Genomic DNA, 20,852 nt, shown 5'->3' on the forward strand with positions numbered 1-20,852 from the left:
GAGCACCCATGTCCACGAGCGCCACCACCCCAGCCCGACCCTCCGTCATCGTCGTCGGAGCCGGCTTCTCCGGCCTCGTCGCGGCCCGCGAGCTCGAGGCCGCAGGCGTCGACGTCCGCATCTACGAGGCCCGCGACCGGATCGGCGGGCGCGCCTGGACCGACGAGCGCCTCGGCGGGCACGCCCTCGAGATGGGCGCCACCTGGGTCCACTGGATGCAGCCCTTCGTCTGGACCGAGATCACCCGCTACGGTCAGCAGATCCACCCCAGCCCCGACATCGAGGAGGCGTACTGGGTCACCGAGGGCGTGGTCCGCCGTGGCACCGAGCACGAGCTCGACGAGAAGCTCACGCGGCTGCAGGAGGTGATCTTCGAGGGTTCGCGGGAGCTCTTCCCCTATCCGCACGACCCGCTGTTCGTGCTCGAGTCCGAGGACACCGACCCCGACCTGCGCGAGCGCTTCCTGGCTGCGGACAAGGGCAGCGTCCTCGACTGCCTGCGCACGGGCGAGTTCAGCCAGGAGGACATCGACCTCGCCGACTCGTACTGGTCAGCCGGCTATCAGGGCTCCACCACGACCGCGTCACCGCTGATGGCGAAGCACTGGGCCTCGCTCAGCGACCACCGCAGCTCCCTGATGGACGAGCAGACCCTGCGGTTCAAGCTGACCCGCGGCATGCGCGGACTCTACGAGGCCATCGCGGCCGACCTGCGCTGCCCGATCGCGCTCGGTACGCCGGTCCGGTCCGTCGACCACGACGAGCACGGTGCCCGGGTCGTCCTCGCGACCGGCGAGGAGCTCGAGGCCGACGCGGTCATCGTGACCGCGCCGATCGGGGCGCTGGGGAACATCGAGTTCACTCCGCCGCTGGGTGACCTGCAACGTGAGGTCATTGCGGAGGGGACCAACTCCGTCGGCTTCAAGATCTGGATCAAGGTCGCCGGGCGGCACTCCGTGATCGCCGGGGCGCCAGGTGACAACCCGATCTCGCTGCTGCGCAGCGAGTACTTCCTCGAGGAGGAGGACGCCACGATCCTGGTCGGCTTCGGGTCGGACCACACGACCATCGACCTCGAGGACATCGAGTCGGCCCAGCGCGCCGTCGACGTCTGGGACGCAGGCCTGACGGTGATCGACTGCGGCGGCCACGACTGGGTCGCCGACCCGTGGTCGGGCCAGACCTGGGCAACGGTGCGCTCGGGCCGATTCATCGATGGCTGGAGCCACTTCACCGAGACCTCCACCCGGCTTCACCTCGCGGGCGCCGACTTCGCAAAGGGATGGAACGGCGTCGTCGTCGACGGCGCGATCGAGTCCGGAATCACGACCGCCCGGAAGGTGCTCACCGCCGTCCTCGCACCCGTGGTCTAGCGACCCGAGATCACCGGGCCTCGGGTTCTTCGGCCAGGGGCAGCGCGAACCCGAAGCGTGACCCTCCGGTCTCCCGGTGCTCGGCCCAGATGCTGCCGTGCTGGCGAGTGATGATCCGATGGCTCAGCGCGAGGCCGATCCCGCTGCCCGCCTCCTTGCTGGTGAAGGACTCGGCGAACGGGTCTCGTACGAAGCCCCGGCCCTGGTCGTCCACGGTGACGACACCCATCCCGTCGGTGGTCCGCACGGTCACCTCGATCCGCCGCTGGGCCCGGTCGCACGCGGCCATCTCGTCGATCGCGTTGAAGCACAGGTTCATCACCACCTGCCCGGTGAGCACCTGCTCGCAGCGGACGAGGATGGGTTCGCCGCCCAGCTCGATGTGCAGCTCGACATCGCTCGCCGCTGCACGGAGCCGGATGAAGTAGAGGCATTCGTAGACCACCTCGTTGAGGTCGACGACCTGCTCGACCTGCTCGAGGTGGCCGACGAACGAGCGCAACGCACTGACGATCCCCGTCGCACGGTCGATCTGCCGGGCCGCGCTGTCGAGGCCGTACGCGACCTGGTCGGCGAAACGCTGCGGCATCTCGCCCGCCTGGGCCAGCGAGCTCGCCCGGCCCCGGATCCCGGCGATGAAGTTGCCGGCCGCCGCCAGCGGCTGGCCGAGCTCGTGCGCGATCGCCATCGCCATGTCGCCCATCGCGTTGTAGCGGGCGAGGTAGTTCTCGTGGCGCAGCTCCAGCTCACGCCTGGCCTCGCCGCGGACCCGCTCGGAGACGTCGTGCAGGATCATCAGGTAGGCGTCGACCTCGTGGACGCGCAGTCGCTCGATGCTCCCCTCCAGCCAGGTGGTGCTCGCGCCGTCGCCGAGCAGCTCGAGCTGGACGGGCCCGACCGGTGCCGCACCAGCGGCGGTGTCCTCCCAGGAGACCGGCCGGCCACCCCGCCGCAGCCTTCCGTACGTCGTCAGCGGATGCCCCGCGGGCGGGTCGTCGTCGCCGGTCAGCCCGATGTAGCTGAGCGCCGAGTCGGTCGCGAACCTGACGGCGCCCGCCTCGTCGAGCAGGAACGCGACGGTCGAGGTGTGCCGTGCCAGCGCGTCGACGTACGACGTGGTGAGCTTGAGCTCGCGCTCGACCTCCTGCTCCCGGGCGATGTCGCGGAACTGCACCATCACGGCCGGGCCTTGGGCGAGCTCGACCCGGACGGCGATGGCATCGGTCGGGATGATCCGCCCGGACCGGGACCGGTAGTGCCACTCGATCCGGCTGGAGCCGCGCTCGACGGCGTCCTGGAGCCAGGCCCGGCCGAGGACCCGGTCGTACTGCTGGGCCGAGCTGCTCATGTGGTTGGCCTTGAGCGGCCGGATCTCGGCGACCGTGAACTCGAGCATGTCGCAGGCCGCTCGGTTGGCCCACAGGATGTTCTTCGTTCCGGCGTCGTGGATCAGCACGCACGTGCTGGACGCGTCCATCATCGCGACGAAGTCTTCGGTCACCAGCTCGGGTGCCGCGGAGTCGACCTGCATACCGGCCAGCGTAGGAGCGACCCGCCGTCGGCGGCAGCCCCCGGCCCGCGGGGGCTCTGAAGAAATCCCCTACGCCCCTGGGAGGGAATCCCCCGGCACCGCAGGCAATGACCAATCGACGCTGCCCGGGCCCGAACCTAGCGTCAGGGGCAGACCCGATCGATGAGGAGCAACCGATGGTCCAGACCCAGGAGAGCCGCCCGACGACGGTCCCGCTCGAGGACGTCCTGGTGGAGCTCGCCGGCCGCCGACAGGAGTTTCGCGACCAGCGCTACGTGTCGCGGGACTTCGTGGCCCGGCTCAAGGAGACCGGTATCTACCGCGCCTCGACCCCGAAGCGGTTCGGTGGCGAGCCACTGCCGCCCGCCGAGTTCCTGCAGCGGATCGAGCGGATCTCGGCGGTGGACGGCTCCACCGGCTGGGTGGCGAGCTTCGGCTCGGCGCTGGTCTACCTCGCCGCCCTTCCGCTCGAGACCCAGGCCGAGCTCTACGCCGACGGACCGGACGTGTGCTTCGCGGGCGGGCTGTTCCCCGTCCAGCACGCCGAGCCGACCGAGGCCGGCTTCCTGGTCAACGGCCGCTGGAAGTTCGCCAGCGGGTGCATGGGCGCCGACATCCTCGGCGTCGGCATCCCCGGCGACGACTCGACGGCCGGCAAGCCGCGGACCGCGCTGCTGCGTCCCGACCAGGTCGAGATCGTGCAGGAGTGGGACGTCGTCGGCATGAAGGGCACCGGCTCGTTCGACCTCGCGGTCGACCACGTCGAGGTGCCGCGCGAGTGGACCTTCATCCGCGGCGGCGAGCCGACGGTGGACGAGCCGCTCTACCGCTACCCCACCCTCGCGTACGCCGCCCAGGTGCTCGCCGTCGTCGGCGCCGGCGTCGCCCGGTCCGCGCTCGACTTCGCCACCGAGGTGGGGGCAGGACGTACCGGGGTCACCGGGGCGCCGAAGCTGGCCGACCGCGCCTACTACCGGATCGGTCTCGCCGAGGCGGAGGCGAGCCTGCGCTCCGCCCGGGCGTACTTCTACGAGGTCAGCGACGAGACCTGGCAGACCGTCCTCGCCGGCGATCCGGCCACGAGCCGGCAGAACGCTCACCTGCGGCTCTCCGCGACGCACCTCGCGAAGACGTCGGCCGAGGTCGTGAACCAGGTCATCCACCTGTCCGGTACCGGCGCGATCAGCACGACCCATCCCCTGCAGTGGCTGCTCGGCGACGCCCTGGTCCCCCAGCAGCACGCGTTCCTCGGTCCCGCGATGTACGACGCCGCCGGCGCCGTGCTGATGGGCCAGCCGCCCACCGTCCCCGGCTTCCAGTGACCCGCCCCTACCCGAGAGGAGACCGCCCATGAGCACGCCGCCGCTCCGCGTCCTGTTCTGCATCGGCATCAACCAGAACTTCTTCGACCTGCCCGAGGGCGGCGTCGAGCCAGGCGATGTCTGGACCGCCTTCGTCGGCCTGATGGACGGCATCAAGGCGCTGCCCGGGGTCGACTTCATCGGAGACATCGACGACGACTCCCACATGGTCGGCCCCTCCGACGGCTGGCCCTGGACGTGCTACCTGCTCTGCGACGTCGACGCCCAGGAGACCGTCAAGGAGGCCTGCGGCCTGCTGCGGACCATCGCCGTCGGCTCCAGCCCCTGGAAGCTCTGGAAGTTCGCCAAGATCGAGGCACGGATCGGCCGCGCCCTCACCCCACGCGAGTACGAGAAGAAGGACGCAGTCCGATGACCACCGACTTCACGGCCGAGACCGTTCACGACCTGCCCCCTGCCGACCTGGTGCTCGAGGACCGCGTCGCCGGGCGGATGTACACCGACCCGGAGATCTTCGAGCAGGAGATGACGAAGGTCTTCGAGAGCACCTGGGTCTGGGTCGCCCACGAGTCCGAGCTGCCCAAGGCCGGCAGCTTCAAGTCGACGTACGTCGGCAGGCAGCCGGTCATCGTGACCCGCGACCGCAAGGGCAACATCCACACGATGGTCAACCGGTGCCGGCACCGCGGCGCCTCGCTGTGCGAGCAGCGCACCGGCCACGCCAACGGGTTCACCTGCCCCTATCATGCCTGGTCCTACGGCCTCGACGGCCAGCTGCGCGGCATCCCGTACCCGGACGGCTACGAGGGCGTCATGGACAAGTCCGGGCTCGGCCTGAAGAAGCTGCGTACCGAGTCCTACGGCGGGATGGTCTTCGCGACGTTCGCCGAGGACATCGAGCCGCTCGAGGACTTCCTCGGCGACGTGAAGCTCTGGATCGACCGCTTCATGGCGCAGGGCGGCGGCTACCCGGTCAAGGTGATCGGCACCCACCAGTTCAAGTTCAAGGGCAACTGGAAGATCCAGCTCGAGAACACCACCGACGGCTACCACTTCCCGATCGTGCACCGGTCCTGGATGGCCTCAGTCGATGCCGAGACCGCCGAGATGATGTCGTTCATGACCGACCCGACGGCGGTCACGCACGACCTCGGCAACGGGCACTCGGTGATGCAGATGGTGCCCGAGCACTCCGACCTCGAGACCGACGACGGCAGCGAGCCGCTGCAGCCCCGGTTCGACCCGCTCGTCGCCGACCTGCGCGAGCGCGGCGTCGACGAGGCCGAGATCCGCCGGCTGGTCCGTGCCGTCCACGGCACCGGCTTCAACCTCAACCTGTTCCCGAACGTGTCGATGTCGATCTCGTTCCTCCGCGTGCTCCGGCCGATCAGCGTGAACGAGACCTACATCGAGCACGTCGCCCTCGGCCCCGACGGCCCGGCCGAGATCGTCGACCCGGTCAACCGCGAGCGGCTGCGTGCCCACGAGCACTTCCAGGGCCCCTTCGGATTCGGCACTCCGGACGACTCCGAGGGCTGGGACCGCGTCCAGCGCGGTGCCCGGGGCGCACCCGAGATGCCGATCATGGTCAACCGCGGGCTCGGCCGCGAGAAGCCGTCCGACCAGGGCTGGCCCACCAGCCACGTGACCGACGAGACCGGCATGCGCGCCGCGTACCAGCAGTGGAAGCAGATGATGAGCGATGACTGAGACCGTTCCCCTGACCGTTCCCGTGACCGAGACGCTCTCCGTGACCGACCCGCGGGTGGTCCGCGCGATCGAGCTGATCTGGCGCGAGGCCGCGATCCTCGACGCCAAGGACTACGAGACCTGGCAGGCGCTCTACAGCGACGACGCGGTCTACGTCATCCCGATCGACCGCGACGCGGAGTCCTTCGACGACATCCTCAACATGGTCTACGACGACGCCCGGATGCGGCGGCTGCGCGTGACCCGGATGACCGAGGGCTTCGCCATCGCCGCGGTCGACGCCGCCACGACCGTACGCACCGTCTCCCGGTTCGTGCCGACCGCCGTCTCCGACGACGAGGTCTCCCTGCGTGCCGCCCAGATCCTGGTCGCCTACAAGCGCGGCAGCCACGACCTCTGGGCCGGCGACGTCGACCACGTGATCCGGCTCGGCGCGACGCCGGCCGAGGACCGGATCGTCCGCAAGGTCGTACGCCTCGTCGACGCCGACGACGCGGTCCCCGCCGCCGGGTTCCTGCTGTGAGCGCCGTGGCACCCGTCGCCGTCGTCACCGGTGGCGCGAGCGGCCTCGGCCGGGAGATCGCCCGCCGGCTGCACGCCGGCGGGCACCGGGTCGCGGTCGCCGACATCTCGGCCGAGGCAGCCACCGAGCTCGCCGCCGAGCTCTCGGCGCAAGGACCCACCGCGCAGGCGTACGCCGTGGACGTCGCCGACCGGAAGGCGGTCGAGAAGCTGCATGCCGGGGTCGTGGCCGACTTCGGCAGCGTCGAGGTCCTCGTCAACAACGCCGCCCGCACCCAGGCCCGGCCGCTGCTCGAGATCACTCCGGACGAGCTGGACCAGGTGATGCGGGTCAACCTCAACGGCACCTTCTACGCCTGCCAGGTCTTCGGGATCGCGATGGCCGAGGCCGGCTACGGCCGGATCGTGAACATCGCCTCGCTGGCCGGCCAGAACGGCGGCACCGCGACCGGTGGTCACTACGCCTCCTCCAAGGGCGCGGTGCTGTCCGCGACGAAGGTCTTCGCCCGGGAGCTGGCGGCCCGTGGGGTCACGGTCAACGCCGTCTCCCCCGGACCCCAGGACAGCCCGATGGTCCGCGAGCTCCTCGGCGACGGCCTCGACGGCCTCGTCGCCGGCATCCCGGTCGGCCGCCTCGGGAGCATGCGCTTCATCGCCGACATGGTCGCCCTGCTTGCCTCCGCCGATGCCGCCTCCGTCACCGGCGCCTGCTGGGACGCCAACGGCGGTCTCTACCTCCGCTGACCCGCACACCGCACACATCAGGAGCACCCGATGACGAACATCGTCTTCCGTGTCGTCGACATCGCCGAGGAGGCACCGGACATCCGTACCCTGCGGATGGTGCGGGCCGACGGCCAGGCCCTCAAGCCCTATCCGGCGGGCTCGCACATCGACGTCGTCGGGCCGACGGGTATGCTCCGGCAGTACTCGCTGTGCATGCCGCCAGAAGATCCCGAGTCGATCCTGATCGCGGTGAAGCGGGAGCCCGAGTCGCGGGGCGGCTCGGCGGCGATCCACGAGGTCCGGGTCGGGGATCACCTCAAGGTGAGCAAGCCGCGCAACCTGCTCGCGGTCGCCGATGACGCCGACCGGCACTTCCTCGTCGCGGGCGGCATCGGCATCACGCCGCTGCTCTCGATGGCGTACGACCTGCACAGCCGGGGCGCCGAGTTCGAGCTCCACTACTTCGCCCGCTCCCGCGAGGAGGCCGCCTTCGTCGACCTCCTGGAGAGCCGGGCCGAGTTCCGCGACCGGGTCCGGATCCACCTCGGCGTGCCGCGCGCCAGGCACCCGGAGGTCCTCACCACGGTCGTCCCCCGGCTCACCCCCCGCAGCCACGTGTACACCTGTGGCCCGCAGGGCTTCATGGACCAGGTCGTTACCACGTTCGCGGAGGTGATCGGCGAGGCGCAGGTCCACCTGGAGAACTTCGTCGCCTCCGAGGTCGACACCAGCGAGGACCAGGCGTTCACCGTCGAGCTCGACACCGGCGAGACCTTCTGGGTCCCGGCCGACCGCTCCATCCTCGGGGTCCTTGAGGACAACGGCGTCGAGGTCTTCAAGTCCTGCGAGGAAGGCGTCTGCGGATCCTGCGTCTCCGGCCTGCTGGAGGGAACCGTCGACCACCGTGACAACTGCCTCACGGCCGCCGACCGGGAGAGCCAGCTGGCTCTCTGCGTCTCGCGCGCCACCAGCGAACGTCTGCTGATCGAGCTCTACTGACGTACCTGCTCCGGGCTCGGGGAAACCCTTAGCCGGCTGCACCTTGTCCCCATGGTGAGCCACCGAGCACCACTTCTAGCGTGACCTTGCGCACAGCAGCGCCTCTCGGACCCATATCCGAACGTGTGACAGGAGCCGGCAGTTGACCACCGACATTCTCATTCTCGGAGCAGGTACCGCCGGCTCCGTCCTGACCCGCCGTCTGCTGGACGCGGGTCTCCGGGTCACCCTCGTCGAAGCCGGCGGGATGGACACCAACCCGGCCATCCACGATCTCTCCCGGGTGGGCGAGCTGTGGGCCGGCCCGGAGGACTGGGGCTGGTTCAGTACGCCCCAGGCACACGCCCAGAGCCGGCGGATCATGTCTCCGCGCGGCAAGGTCGTCGGCGGATCCGGCCAGCTCAACGGCACGATCTGGGTACGCGGCGCCGCCTGGGACTATGACGGCTGGGCAGAAGCCGGCAACAAGGGCTGGGCCTGGGACGAGGTGAGCCCGATCTTCGACCGGATCGAGACGAACCTGGAGACCGGCGACGGCTTCATGGACCGGGTGACGCCGGACCTCTCCCCCCTCCAGGAGGCGATCATCGACTCCGCGGTCGCCGCGGGCCTGCCACTCAACGACGACTACAACGCCGGCGACCAGGACGGCGTCTCGCGCATGCAGCTGAACCTGCGCGACGGCAAGCGTCTCTCGACATGGGCTGCGTACGTGCGCGGCGTCCTCGACCACCCGAACCTCACCCTCCTGACCGGAGCGCTCGTCGACCGCGTCGTCGCCGACGGTCGTGCCACGGGCGCGGTCGTCATCGTCGACGGCGCACCGCGGACGATCGAGGCGGATCGCGTCGTGCTCACCGCGGGCGCGCTCGCCTCCCCCGGGGTGCTCCTGCGCAGCGGCATCGGCCCGGCGAGAGGTCTCGAGGCACTCGGCATCCCGGTCGTCGCCGACCTACCCGGCGTCGGCTCGAACCTCCAGGACCACTGGCTGGTCCCGGTCATCTTCGGCACCGAGAAGCGCGAGATCGACCCGCCCCAGCCCTTCCAGCCGGTCACCCAGACCCACTGGTTCTGGAAGTCCGATCCGGCCCTGCCTGTGCCCGACACCCAGCCGATCAACTTCTCCATCCCGTTCTACTACGACCCGGAGATGACCGGACCGCCGTCCGGGTTCACGCTCCACGCCGGCCTGATCCGGCCCAAGAGCACCGGAACCGTGTCGATCGCGAGCACGGACCCGGAGGCGGAGCCGCTCATCGACTACGGCGTGCTCAGCGATCCCGGCGACGTCGCCGCGCTCGTCGCCTCCGTACGCCAGGTGCGCCAGGTCGCGGCCGTCGGTCCGCTCGCGGAGGAGTGGGGTGCGTACGAGGTCCAGCCCGGACCCGGCACCGACGACAGCGACGAGGCCGTCGCGGCCTGGGTCCGGCGGTCCGTACAGACGTACCACCACCAGGTGGGCACCTGCCGGATGGGCACCGACGCCGACGCCGTCGTCTCCCCCGATCTCGCCGTCGTCGGCGTCGAGGGACTCATGGTGGCCGACGCCTCCGTGATGCCCGCGGTCACGACCGGCAACACCAACGCACCGACGGCGATGATCGCCGAACGTGCCGCCGACATCATCCTCGGCCGCTGACCCGGCCCTCACCCGCATCGACCAGGAGCACGCACATGACCACCACCCTCGACCTCACCACCGACCTCCTCCTCGGCGACTCCTTCGTCGCCGGGACCGGCGGCACCTTCACCTCGCTCAACCCTGCGACCGGGGCCACGCTCGCCGAGGTCTCCGCGGCCTCGGCCGGGGACGTCGACCGCGCGGTCGACGCAGCGACGTCGGCTCTGCACGGGGACTGGGCCGCCGTACCTCCCTCCGGGAAGGCCGCCCTGATCCATCGGCTGGCCGATCTCGTCGAGCGCGACGCGTCCGTCCTGGCCGACCTCGACTCGCTCGACATGGGCGTCCCGAACGGGCTGGCCCAGATGCTGTTCGTGCCCAACCTGGTCGCCACGCTGCGCTACTACGCCGGCTGGGCTGACAAGATCAACGGCGAGCAGATCGGCAACGATGGCTACTTCGGTCGGCCGACGCACGCCTACACGCTGCGCCAGCCCGTCGGCGTGATCGCGGCGATCGTGCCGTGGAACGCGCCGCTGATGATCCTGGGCTGGAAGCTCGCTCCCGCCCTGGCCTGCGGCAACACAGTGATCATCAAGCCCGCCGAGGACGCCTCGCTGTCGATCCTCCACCTGGCCCGCCTGGTCGTCGAGGCCGGGTTCCCGGCCGGTGTGGTGCAGGTGCTGCCCGGTCAGGGGTCGGTCACCGGTGCGGCTCTGGTCCGGCACCGGGGCGTGCACAAGGTCAGCTTCACCGGGTCGACCGAGGTCGGCCGGGAGATCCAGAAGGTCACCGCCGACACCTTCAAGCGCACCACCCTCGAGCTGGGTGGGAAGTCCGCGCAGATCGTCTGCGAGGACGCCGATCTGGACCTGGTCTTCCCGTCGATCGGCATGGGCGTCTTCGCGAACTCCGGCCAGACCTGCGCCGCGGGAAGTCGCGTGTTCGTCCACCGCTCCCTGTACGACGCCGTGCTCGACGGTCTCGGCGGTGCGGCCGGAGCTCAGGTGCTCGGGGACCCGTTCGCTCCCGAGACCACGCTCGGCCCGCTCGTCAGCGCGAAGCAGCGCGATCGGGTTCTCGGCTACGTACAGAAGGGGTCGGCGGAGGGGGCGAAGCTGGTCGCCGGCGGCAAGGCTTTCGGGGACGCGGGGTTCTTCGTCGAGCCGACCGTCTTCGCCGGCACCAACGAGATGACGATCGCCCGCGAGGAGATCTTCGGTCCGGTGGCCACCGTCATCCCGTTCGCCTCGGACGAGGAGGCGCTCGCGCTGGCCAACGACACCGACTACGGCCTGGCCGGCACGATCTACACCCAGGATCTCGCCCGCGCCCACACGATGTCGGCAGGGCTCCAGGCCGGGGCCATCGGGGTCAACGGCTGGTCACCGCTGATGCCCCAGCTGCCCTGGGGCGGCCTGAAGTCGTCAGGCGTCGGCCGCGAGTGCGGGTACGACGGGATCCTGGCCAACACGGAGAGCAAGACCGTCACCGTGGTGCTCTGAGGGCGCAGCGGAGAAGTGCGCCGAGTTACCCGATCTTCGGCATGCGCCGGTACCCCCGGCGGGATAACGATCAGATAACGGGGGCGAGGCACCGAACGTCCCGACGACCGGTGGCTCCTTCCCCCGCCGAAGACAACATCCGTCCAGGCCGCAGCCACGCGCGCCGACGGAGCCCTGCATCTGGGAAGCGGGCCCCGCCCTCCCACGTTGACAGCGACCGCGAGGTCTCTGAAAGGGGACACGCCATGCGCTCGATACCGAGCCCACTCCTGCCTCGCGCAACCAAGCCGAGGTTCTTCAAGAGGTTGGCGGCGCTGAGCGCCACCGCCCTCGTCGCCACGACGCTCGTGGCCTCCGGTGCCGCTGCATCTCATCCCGAGGCGAGCCTCGCGGGCAGCAACTTCGAGATCGACGTCGACGCCAACCTCAAGGTCGACGACCCGGCCCCCTCGCTCGACTGGGCGAGCGTCACCGAGACCCGGGCCACCGACAAGGTCAACGGCACCGGCGACAACTCGTACGCCGGCGGCGTCAAGGAGGACACCTCCTGTCCCGGTGAGGTGACCGACTCGATCCCGCCGAACAAGAGCGACCTGCTCAGCTTCCACGTCTACCGGGAGGCCGGCACCGGAAGCCACCCCGGCTTCCTGAACCTCGCCTGGAGCCGGGTGAGCGACCCGAGCGGCACCACGCTGATGGACTTCGAGTTCAACCAGTCCAGCACGAAGTGCGCCTCCGGACCCAACGTCGTCCGCACCGCCGGTGACCTGCTCATCGAGTACGCCATCGACCAAGGTGGCTCCCGGGCCGACATCACCGCTCGCCGGTGGACCGGCAGCGCCTGGGGTCCGACGACCGACCTGGACGTGCCCTCCGCCACCTGCGGTGGAGCTCCGTGTGCGGCCGGCACGATCAACTCCTCGCCCATCCCGGCCGCGGACTCCGACGGGCTGATCGCCTCCGGCTCGAAGCAGGCGCGGACCTTCGGTGAGGCGCAGATCGACCTGCGGCTCCTGTTCCAGCCCAACAAGTGCACATCGTTCGGCAGCGCGATGCTGAAGAGCCGCTCCTCGGACTCCTTCACCTCGCAGCTGAAGGACTTCGTGGCACCCGTCGGGATCAACCTGCAGAACTGCGGTCAGGTGATCATCCGCAAGCAGACGCTCCCGGACGAGGACCCCAACGCCACCGACTTCGGCTACACCAAGGCGTTCAGCACCGACCCCACCTCCGCGAACACGTTCACGCTCCAGGATGACGGGGTGAAGGACTACGGCAAGACCGTGCTCTTCGGCTCCGGCTACACCGTCGTCGAGGACGTGATCCCGTCTGACTGGAGCTTCGTCAGCGTGAACTGCGATGCCAGCACAGGGGTCACGCCGAGCATCAACGGTGCGACGGTGACCTTCGCGATCGACGCGGACACCGACGTACTCGACTGCACCTACACCAACGAGCTCCAGCTCGGGGCGCTGAAGATCCTGAAGAACAGCACGAAGGGCGGAGCGGTCACCAACCCGGGAGCGGTCTTCTCCTACGACGGCACCAGCGTCACCGACAACGGCACCGGCGACCAGGATCCCGACGTCGGCGAGGTCTGCGTATCGGGCCTCTCCCTCGGGGACTACGACGTGACGGAGACGTCGCCGCCTCCCGGCTACGCCGACGCCCCCGGCGGCGCACAGACCGTCACCGTGGTCAGCGGGACGAACTGCACCGACAACCAGCCGACCGGTGCGGCGGTCGCGACGTTCACCAACGCGCCGCTCGCCGACATCCAGGTCAACTTCCGTGACGGCGGTTCGGGCGAGACCAGCCTGACGTCGATGACCTGCGAGAACACCGGCGTGACGCCGGACACCGGCACCGCCACCGGTTGGGACGACACGATCACCCATGAGGGCATCGCGATCGACCCGTCACCCCGGACGGTCACCTGCACCATCGTGATCGATCCCTGATCCCCCACTTCCACCCCAACCGCGGGGCCGTCCGGTTCACCGGGCGGCCCCGTCGGGTACCCCGCCGGCGCAGCGGCAACATGACCGAAACCCATGGCGACTAGCGTGCAATCATGACGCGGGTGATCGAGCAACAGTCTCGGGTGATCCACGGATACAGGCGCGCGTTCCGCATCGGCGGGGACGGCTCCGCGATCATGCTCATCCACGGGATCGGCGACAGCTCGCGGACCTGGGAGGACGTCCTGCCGATGTTCGCCCAGAACCATCTGGTCATCGCGCCCGACCTGCTCGGTCACGGCGACTCCGACAAGCCCCGCGCCGACTACTCGATCGGCGGGTTCGCCAACGGCATGCGCGACCTGCTCTCCGTGCTGGACGTGGAGCGAGTCACCCTCGTCGGCCATTCGCTCGGCGGCGGTGTCGCGATGCAGCTCGCCTACCAGTACCCGCAGCTCGTCGAGCGGATCGTGCTGGTCTCCAACGGCGGCTCGGGACGCGGTGTCTCGACCTGGCTGCGACTCGCGACCCTGCCGATGGCGCCAGAGCTGCTCAAGCTGCTGCGGCTGCCGATCTCGCGGATCGGGCTGTCCGCCTCCCTCGGCCTGCTACGTCGCTTCGATCACGATCTCGGCGTCGATGCGCCGGACCTGACCAGGATCGTCGACGCCTTCCCGGACAACCAGTCCCGCCAGGCGTTCGCCCGGACCCTGCGTGCCGTCGTCGACTGGCGCGGCCAGGTCGTCACGATGCTCGATCGCTCCTATCTGGCCTCGAACATCCCGCTGATGATGATCTGGGGCGACCGCGACGGCGTCATCCCCTACCGCCACGCCGAGCAGGCCCAGTCGGCGATGCCGCAGGCCATGCTCGAGGTTTTCGAGGGCGCCGGCCACTTCCCGTTCCGCTCCGACCCGGGCCGCTTCGTGATGGCCGTCGAACAGTTCATCCGGAGCACCAAGCCGGCGATCTGGGATCAGCACGGATGGCAGACGCGGCTGCGCAACGGCCCCGAACCCGAAGACGATCTTCATACGTGGACGGGCATCTGACCCGCGCATTACCCTGCGGACATGAACGACGCTGCCGCACCCGATGCCGCCACCGGAGGGGTTCGCGAGGTGAAGTCCGCCGCCCGCACGGTGGAGATCCTCGAGTTCCTCGCCGCGCGCCAGAACCGCCCGGTGCGGCTGCGCGAGCTGAGCGAGGCGCTCGGGGTTCCCCGCAGCAGCCTGCACGCCCTGCTCCGTACGCTCGCCAAGCACGGCTGGGTACGCAGCGATGCGACCGGCACGCTCTACGGCATCGGCATCCGGGCCCTGCTGGCCGGCACCAGCTACCTCGACACCGACCCCTACCTGCCCCAGGTGACCCCGTTCCTCGTCGAGCTCCGCGAGCAGCTCGACGAGACCTTCCACTTCGGGCGTCTCGACGGCACCGACGTGGTCTACCTCGCCACCCGCGAGTCGTCGCAGTACCTCCGCCCCTACAGCCGCGTCGGCCGCAGGCTGCCCGCTTACTCCACGTCGCTGGGCAAGGCGGTCCTGGCCGCGCAGCCCGAGGGCGAGGTCGCCGACCATCTGCCGGCCGAGCTCGCACCGCTCACGCCGCACACGTTCACCGACCGGGGCGCACTGGCCGCCGAGCTCGAGGCGACCCGCCGGCGCGGCTACGCGATCGACAACGAGGAGAACACCCTCGGCCTGCGCTGCATCGCCGTCGCCCTGCACTACGACGAGCCGGTCACCGACGCGATCAGCGCCTCCATCCCGATCGCCCGGCTCACCCCCGAGCGGGAGGCCGAGGTCATCGCCGCCCTGCGCCAGGCAGCGGACCGGATCGTCCGCGTGGTCGGCCCGATCCGCAACTCCCTCACGTGGGCCTGAACCCCATATGGCGACGCTTGTCCACGGATGTAGACGCATGACACAATCGCGGACGTGTCCTTCACCTCTCCCACCACGCCGCTGAACGTGCTGGTGACCGAGCCGATCATGGCCCGGTTCACCGACGTACTGACCCGGAAAGGCACCTCGCCGCACACGTGGACGTTCGCGTGGGGTGGCGACCCTCGGCTCGCCGAGGCCGCCGCGACGGCCGAGGTGCTGGTCTGCTCCTCGACGACGCCGGAGCTGCTGGCCGCGATGCCCCGGCTCCGGCTGGTGCACGTGACCGGTGCCGGCGTGGACAGGATCCCGCTCGACGCGCTGCCACGTGACGTACGTCTGGCCAACACCTACCACCACGGCCGCTCCATCGCCGAGCACGTGGTGATGGTGTCGATGATGCTGCTGCGCGGCGTCCTGCGGTCCGAGGCCGACATGCGCCGCGGCGTGTGGAGCAACGCGATCGTCTCCGACGACTACCCCTTCGGCGGCGTGCTGGCCGGCCGCACCCTGGGCATCGTCGGCTTCGGCGAGATCGGCTCCAGTGTCGCCCGGCTCGGGTCGGCGATGGGGATGAAGGTCCGGGCCGTACGCCGCAACCCCGACGCCCCGCTGCCACCGGGCGTCGAGCTGGACTGGGTCGGGCCCGACTCGGCCCTCCACGACCTGCTGGCCGCCTCCGACGTGGTCGTCGTGACCGTACCGCTGAGCGACGCGACCCGCGGGCTCATCGACGCCGCCGCCCTCGCCGCGATGCGGCCGAGTGCCGTGCTGGTCAACGTCGCCCGCGGCGCCGTGGTCGACGAGCAGGCGCTCCACGACGTGCTCACCGCCGGCACGATCGCCGGGGCCGGCATCGACGTGTGGTGGCGCAACCCCCGCGACGCCGACGCTCCCCCGCCCTCGCACCTCGACTTCACCAAGCTGCCGAACGTCGTGCTGACGCCGCACCAGTCGGGGCACACCGCGGAGGTGTTCGCCGGCCGCGCGCAGGACATCACCGACAACGTCGACGCGCTCGCCGAGGGCCGGCCACTGCGCAACCCGGTGGCGAGGAGCTAGCCGAGGAGCTGGTCGGCCACCAGCATGACGGCGCCGAAGATCGACACCGCGATCGCCGTACGCCGCAGCCGCACCGGCGACATCACCCGGTTGAGCAGCAGCGACAGGCCCCACCCCAGGAACGGAGCGGGCACGAGAGCGGCGGTGACCAGCAGGGTGCGCTGGTCGACGGACCCGGTGGCGGCCAGGGCGAGGAACGACAGGGCCGAGCCGACGAGGAAGAACGTGCTCATCGAGCTGCGCAGCCCGGCGCCCTCCTTCTGCTGCCAGACCAGCGCCATCGGCGGACCGCCGATCGAGGTGGCGGTGCCGAGCAGCCCCGAGGCCGCACCCGCGGCCACGAGGTTGCGGCGCACCGGCCGCGGTTGCCAGCCCAGCGAGTTGAGCGCTACCCCGGTCAGCACCACAGCGGCCAGCATCAGGGCGAGACCCCGCTCGGGCAGCGCCGCGACGAGCAGCGCTCCGGCGATCGTCCCGGGCACCCGGCCGAACAGCGCCCAGCCGGTGCCACCCAGATCGATGTGCTGCCGCTCGGAGACGACGACCATGATCGTCACCACGAACGCGAGCATCACCAGCGTGCCGGGCAGCAGCGCCGGGTCGACCAGCGCGACGACGGGAGCGGCGAGCATCCCCATGCCGAAGCCGATGGACGCCTGCAGGGCCGAGGCCAGGACGACCGCGACGGCGACGAGCGCGAAGGACCCGAGCGAGAGCCCCATCAGCCCGCCTGTGCCGCGGCCAGCTCCTGCTCCTCAGCCCCCAACGGGTGGAAGCACTCCGCGGTGTGACCGCCGTCGACCGGGTCGATGGCGAGCGGCGGGAGCGCGGTGGCGCACTCGTCGGTCGCCTTCCAGCAGCGGGTCCGGAACCGGCAGCCGGACGGCGGGTTGAGCGGCGAGGGGATCTCGCCGGACAGGATGATCTGCTCGCGCCGACGCTCGTGGTCGAGCGAGGGCGCCGCCGACAGGAGCGCCCCGGTGTAGGGATGCTGAGGCCGCTCGAACGTCGACTCGGTCTCGCCCTGCTCGACGATCCGGCCGAGGTACATCACCACGACCCGGTCGGCCACGTGCCGCACCACTGACAGGTCGTGCGAGATGAACAGGTACGCCACGCCGAGCTCCTGCTGCAGGTCGTTGAGCAGGTTCAGCACCTGTGCCTGCACCGACAGGTCGAGCGCGGAGACCGGCTCGTCGCAGACGATCACGTCGGGGTTGAGCGCGAGCGCGCGGGCGATGCCGAGACGCTGCCGCTGACCGCCGGAGAACTCCTGCGGAAACTTCCCGGCGTCGCCCGGCCGCAGCCCGACGAGGTCCAGCAGCTCGCGCACCCGAGCCGCCCGCTCACGCGAGGTCCTGTGCAGACCGGTGTGGGTACGCCACGGCTCGCTCACGATGTCGCCCGCCGACATCCTGGCGTTGAGCGAGGCGAACGGGTCCTGGAACACCATCTGCACCCGGCGCCGGAACGCCAGCAGGTCGGCGCCCTTGGTCGTGGTCGGGTCGACCCCGTCGAAGCGTACGGAGCCACCGTCGGGGGTCTCCAGCATGAGCAGCGTGCGGGCCAGCGTGGACTTGCCGCAGCCGGACTCCCCCACCAGGCCGAGGGTCTCGCCCCGGTGCAGGTCGAGGGTGACACCGTCGAGCGCTCGCAGCTCCTTGCGCTTGCCGGCGTGGCGTACCGGGAAGATCTTGGTGAGGTCGCGGACCTCGAGGAGGGGTGCATCGGCGCTCATCGGTTCACCTCGTCGGGGAAGTGGCAGGCGGACAGGTGGCCGGGGGCGACCTCGCGGGCCGCGGGCCGCTCCTCGCGGCAGCGGTCGCGCGCGATCGGGCAGCGGTCCTGGTAGACGCAGCCGGCCGGGATCGCGGCCAGCTCCGGCGGCGAACCACCGATCGACTTGAGCTCCGCACCGCGCTCGGCGTGCACGGGCACCGACTCCAGCAGGCCCGCGGTGTAGGGGTGCTTCGGAGAGCCGAAGACCTCCTCGACCAGGCCCTGCTCGACCACGTTGCCGGCGTACATCACCACGACCCGGTCGGCCTGCTCGAAGACCAGGGCGAGGTCGTGGGTGATCAGCACGACCGCCATGTCCCGCTCCTCGCGCAGGTCCTTGAGCAGGCTCATGATCTGGGCCTGGACCGTGACGTCGAGCGCGGTGGTCGGCTCGTCGGCCAGTAGCACGGCCGGCGACAGTGCCACGCCGATCGCGATCAGCAGCCGCTGGCGCATGCCGCCGGAGAACTGGTGCGGGTAGGAGTCGACCCGGGCCTCCGGCTCTGGGATGCCGACCCGGCGCATCAGCTCGATGGCCTCCTTGCGGGCGGCCTTCTTGGACAGGCCCCGGTGGATCCGGAACGGCTCGGCCAGCTGGGTGCCCACGGTGTAGACGGGGTTGAGCGCGGTGAGGGCGTCCTGGAAGACGATCGCCAGCTCCTTGCCGGCGATGTCACGCCGGCGCCTCGCCGAGGCCGTGCGCAGGTCGGTGGTGCCACCGTCACCGGTGATGCGGACGGCACCCTCGGTGACATCGGCGACCGGCTCCAGCAGGCCGACGACCGCGGTGGCGGTCATCGACTTGCCGCAGCCCGACTCCCCGAGCAGCGCGAGGGTCTCGCCCCGGCGTGCCTGGAAGGTCACCTTGTCGACGGCTCGGACGACACCACGGGGCGTACGGATGTCGACGCTCATGCCGTCGACGTCGAGGGCGACGGCCTTCTCGGTCAGGGTGCTGTTCACTGGGCGTCCTCCGTAACGGCCTGAGTGACGGGCGGGTCGACGGTCGGGTCGACGGTCGGGGTCGCGCGGCGACGCTGCCGCCGCGGGACGGTGAGCCGCCACCGCTGAGCGGGATCGGTGGCCAGCCGCACCCAGGCGGCGAGCACGGCGGCGGACACCGTCGCGATCACGATGGCCAGGCCGGGGAAGAAGGAGAGCCACCATGCGGTCTGCAGGTAGTTCTGCCCCTGGGCGACCATCAGGCCCCAGCTGACGTCGGGTGCCTGGATGCCGATGCCGAGGAAGCTCAGCGACGACTCGGCGAGCATGACGTAGCAGAAGTCGAGCGTGGCGACCGTCAGGAGCGTCGGCAGCACGATCGGGAAGACGTGACGGCGGATGATGCTGAAGCTCCCCGCCCCGAACGTACGGGCCGCGTCGACGAAGACCCGGCTCTGCAGCTCGGCCGACTCGGCCCGCGCGGTGCGCAGGTAGATCGGGATGCGGGTGATCGCCAGCACGATGACGATGTTGCGCGGGCTGGGCGAGTAGACGTACAGGACGACGACAGCCATCAGCAGCGACGGGAAGCTCAGGATCACATCAGCGATCCGCATCACGAGGGTCTCGCGCCAGCCGCGGTGGTAGCCGGCCCACATGCCGATCACCGAGCCCACGACCAGCGAGATCAGCACCGCCGGGATGGCGACCCCGAGGGTGGTCCGGGTCGCGACGACGATCCGGGCCAGGACGCTGCGCCCGAGCGAGTCGGTGCCCAGTACGTAGAGCCAGCCGTCGAGCTCGAGCGGTGCCTTGTTGCCTCGGGTCAGGTCCTGGGCGTTGGCCTCGCTGCCGAGCAGGACCGGCCCGAAGACGGCCACGAGCAGGATGAAGCAGAGGATCACGGCGGCCACGGTCGCGACCTTGTCGCGCAGCAGCATCCGCCAATAGCTGGTGCTCATCAGTTCTCCTCTCTCACACCATCGCCTTGTCGCGCACACGGGCGTCGAGCAGGGCGTAGCAGATGTCGATGGCGATGTTGAGCAGGAAGATCGTCACCGCGGTGAGCAGTACGGCCGCCTGCAGGATGGCGAAGTCGCGGCCGGTGATCGAGTCGATCATCAGCTTGCCGATGCCGGGCCACCCGAAGATCGACTCCACGACCACGGCACCGTTGATCAGCCCGACCGCCAGGTCGCCGGCCACGGTCAGCGCCGGGGCGGCGGCGTTGCGCAGGGCGTGGTGCGCGACGACCCGACGGCTGTCGGCACCCTTGCTGCGCGCCAGCCGGACGTACGGCGCGGACAGGGCCGCCACCATCGCACCGCGCACCACCTGGGTGAGCACGCCGACGGGGCGCAGCAGCAGGGTCGCGATCGGCAGGACCCAGGAGAGCAACCCGGCGTCGACACCCGAGGTCGGCAGCACCCCGAGCATCACCGCGAAGACCCAGACCCCCATGATGGCGAGCCAGAAGTCGGGCACGCTCGCAGCCGTCATCGACAGGAACGACGCAAACCGGTCGGCCAGCGAGTTCGGACGGTACGCCGCCCACGAGCCGATCACGACGGCGAGGACGACCGCGATGAGCATCGTGGTGATCGCCAGCTGGAGCGTCGCGGGGAAGGCCCGCAACGCCATCGCGGCCGCGGACTCACCCGTGCTCAGCGACGTGCCGAAGTCGAGGCGGAGGATGCCCTGGAGGTAGTCGATCAGCTGCTGCCAGACCGGCAGGTCGAGGCCGTTGACCGCGCGGAAGGTCTCCTTCTGGGCCTCGGTGGCGTTCTCCGGCAGGTACAGGCTGGCAGGGTCGCCGGTGAGGCGGGCCAGGAAGAACACCCCGAGCAGCACCACGACGAGCGGCAGCAGCGAGGTGAGGGCTCGCTTGCGGAGGAACGTCACCATGGATGACC

The 20,852-nt window shown here is 70.3% G+C and carries 19 protein-coding genes; 13 read left to right on the plus strand and 6 right to left on the minus strand.

The features are described 5' to 3' along the window. The first annotated feature begins 8 nt into the window (after window positions 1–8). Window positions 9–1,373: a flavin monoamine oxidase family protein gene (locus tag ABT304_RS01615; protein ID WP_350713039.1), complete on the plus strand. Its 1,365-nt coding sequence runs from the start codon at window positions 9–11 to the stop codon at window positions 1,371–1,373. A gap of 10 nt (window positions 1,374–1,383) precedes the next feature. Here the strand turns inward: ABT304_RS01615 and ABT304_RS01620 are convergent, their stop codons facing one another. Further along, window positions 1,384–2,904 (minus strand): PAS domain-containing sensor histidine kinase, encoded by a 1,521-nt coding sequence (locus ABT304_RS01620; protein WP_350713040.1) that lies wholly within the window; start codon window positions 2,902–2,904, stop codon window positions 1,384–1,386. A gap of 176 nt (window positions 2,905–3,080) precedes the next feature. Here ABT304_RS01620 and ABT304_RS01625 point away from each other — a divergent pair, with 176 nt between their 5' ends. The 12 genes from ABT304_RS01625 (at window position 3,081) to ABT304_RS01680 (ending at window position 16,218) form a co-directional block, all read left to right on the plus strand. Then, window positions 3,081–4,226, plus strand: a complete 1,146-nt coding sequence (locus ABT304_RS01625; RefSeq protein ID WP_350713041.1) for an acyl-CoA dehydrogenase family protein — start codon at window positions 3,081–3,083, stop codon at window positions 4,224–4,226. 28 nt (window positions 4,227–4,254) lie between these two features. Continuing rightward, the gene (locus tag ABT304_RS01630; protein WP_350713042.1) at window positions 4,255–4,641 is read left to right on the plus strand and encodes a hypothetical protein; all 387 of its coding nucleotides are present in this window, start codon (window positions 4,255–4,257) and stop codon (window positions 4,639–4,641) included. Continuing rightward, complete coding sequence (locus ABT304_RS01635; protein ID WP_350713043.1) at window positions 4,638–5,936, plus strand: aromatic ring-hydroxylating oxygenase subunit alpha; 1,299 nt, start codon at window positions 4,638–4,640, stop codon at window positions 5,934–5,936. Before ABT304_RS01630 ends, ABT304_RS01635 begins: the two co-directional genes overlap by 4 nt. Then, window positions 5,929–6,459, plus strand: a complete 531-nt coding sequence (locus ABT304_RS01640; RefSeq protein WP_350713044.1) for an aromatic-ring-hydroxylating dioxygenase subunit beta — start codon at window positions 5,929–5,931, stop codon at window positions 6,457–6,459. Before ABT304_RS01635 ends, ABT304_RS01640 begins: the two co-directional genes overlap by 8 nt. Next, a complete protein-coding gene (locus ABT304_RS01645; protein ID WP_350713045.1) occupies window positions 6,456–7,202 on the plus strand; it encodes an SDR family NAD(P)-dependent oxidoreductase in 747 nt (248 codons plus the stop codon). The genes ABT304_RS01640 and ABT304_RS01645 overlap by 4 nt, the downstream gene beginning before the upstream one ends. 30 nt (window positions 7,203–7,232) lie before the next feature. Beyond that, a complete protein-coding gene (locus ABT304_RS01650) occupies window positions 7,233–8,183 on the plus strand; it encodes a PDR/VanB family oxidoreductase (protein ID WP_350713046.1) in 951 nt (316 codons plus the stop codon). Window positions 8,184–8,325: 142 nt separating this feature from the next. Beyond that, window positions 8,326–9,822 carry a GMC family oxidoreductase gene (locus tag ABT304_RS01655; RefSeq protein ID WP_350713047.1) on the plus strand — a complete coding sequence of 499 codons (1,497 nt, stop codon included), beginning with the start codon at window positions 8,326–8,328 and terminating at the stop codon, window positions 9,820–9,822. 35 nt (window positions 9,823–9,857) lie between these two features. Continuing rightward, a complete protein-coding gene (locus ABT304_RS01660; RefSeq protein ID WP_350713048.1) occupies window positions 9,858–11,309 on the plus strand; it encodes an aldehyde dehydrogenase family protein in 1,452 nt (483 codons plus the stop codon). 245 nt (window positions 11,310–11,554) lie between these two features. Continuing rightward, window positions 11,555–13,270 carry an MSCRAMM family protein gene (locus tag ABT304_RS01665; protein ID WP_350713049.1) on the plus strand — a complete coding sequence of 572 codons (1,716 nt, stop codon included), beginning with the start codon at window positions 11,555–11,557 and terminating at the stop codon, window positions 13,268–13,270. 113 nt (window positions 13,271–13,383) lie between these two features. Then, window positions 13,384–14,322 carry an alpha/beta fold hydrolase gene (locus ABT304_RS01670; RefSeq protein WP_350713050.1) on the plus strand — a complete coding sequence of 313 codons (939 nt, stop codon included), beginning with the start codon at window positions 13,384–13,386 and terminating at the stop codon, window positions 14,320–14,322. Between the two features lie 21 nt (window positions 14,323–14,343). Next, window positions 14,344–15,156 (plus strand): IclR family transcriptional regulator, encoded by an 813-nt coding sequence (locus ABT304_RS01675; RefSeq protein ID WP_350713051.1) that lies wholly within the window; start codon window positions 14,344–14,346, stop codon window positions 15,154–15,156. A gap of 54 nt (window positions 15,157–15,210) precedes the next feature. Then, a complete protein-coding gene (locus tag ABT304_RS01680; RefSeq protein WP_350713052.1) occupies window positions 15,211–16,218 on the plus strand; it encodes a 2-hydroxyacid dehydrogenase in 1,008 nt (335 codons plus the stop codon). Here the strand turns inward: ABT304_RS01680 and ABT304_RS01685 are convergent. Genes ABT304_RS01685 through ABT304_RS01705 form a run of 5 tightly spaced genes read right to left on the minus strand, consistent with a single transcriptional unit; the run spans window position 16,215 to window position 20,844 of the window. Further along, window positions 16,215–16,940: a sulfite exporter TauE/SafE family protein gene (locus ABT304_RS01685; RefSeq protein WP_350713053.1), complete on the minus strand. Its 726-nt coding sequence runs from the start codon at window positions 16,938–16,940 to the stop codon at window positions 16,215–16,217. The genes ABT304_RS01680 and ABT304_RS01685 overlap by 4 nt on opposite strands. Further along, the gene (locus ABT304_RS01690; RefSeq protein WP_350713054.1) at window positions 16,940–17,956 is read right to left on the minus strand and encodes an ABC transporter ATP-binding protein; all 1,017 of its coding nucleotides are present in this window, start codon (window positions 17,954–17,956) and stop codon (window positions 16,940–16,942) included. The genes ABT304_RS01685 and ABT304_RS01690 overlap by 1 nt, the downstream gene beginning before the upstream one ends. Further along, window positions 17,953–18,912 carry an ABC transporter ATP-binding protein gene (locus ABT304_RS01695; protein WP_350713201.1) on the minus strand — a complete coding sequence of 320 codons (960 nt, stop codon included), beginning with the start codon at window positions 18,910–18,912 and terminating at the stop codon, window positions 17,953–17,955. The genes ABT304_RS01690 and ABT304_RS01695 overlap by 4 nt, the downstream gene beginning before the upstream one ends. Window positions 18,913–18,956: 44 nt before the next feature. Further along, the gene (locus tag ABT304_RS01700; protein WP_350713055.1) at window positions 18,957–19,901 is read right to left on the minus strand and encodes an ABC transporter permease; all 945 of its coding nucleotides are present in this window, start codon (window positions 19,899–19,901) and stop codon (window positions 18,957–18,959) included. Window positions 19,902–19,914: 13 nt separating this feature from the next. Then, window positions 19,915–20,844: an ABC transporter permease gene (locus ABT304_RS01705; RefSeq protein ID WP_350713056.1), complete on the minus strand. Its 930-nt coding sequence runs from the start codon at window positions 20,842–20,844 to the stop codon at window positions 19,915–19,917. Window positions 20,845–20,852 lie beyond the last annotated feature (8 nt).

The sequence above is a fragment of the Nocardioides sp. NPDC000445 genome (assembly GCF_040300245.1).
Taxonomy (GTDB): Bacteria; Actinomycetota; Actinomycetes; order Propionibacteriales; family Nocardioidaceae; genus Nocardioides.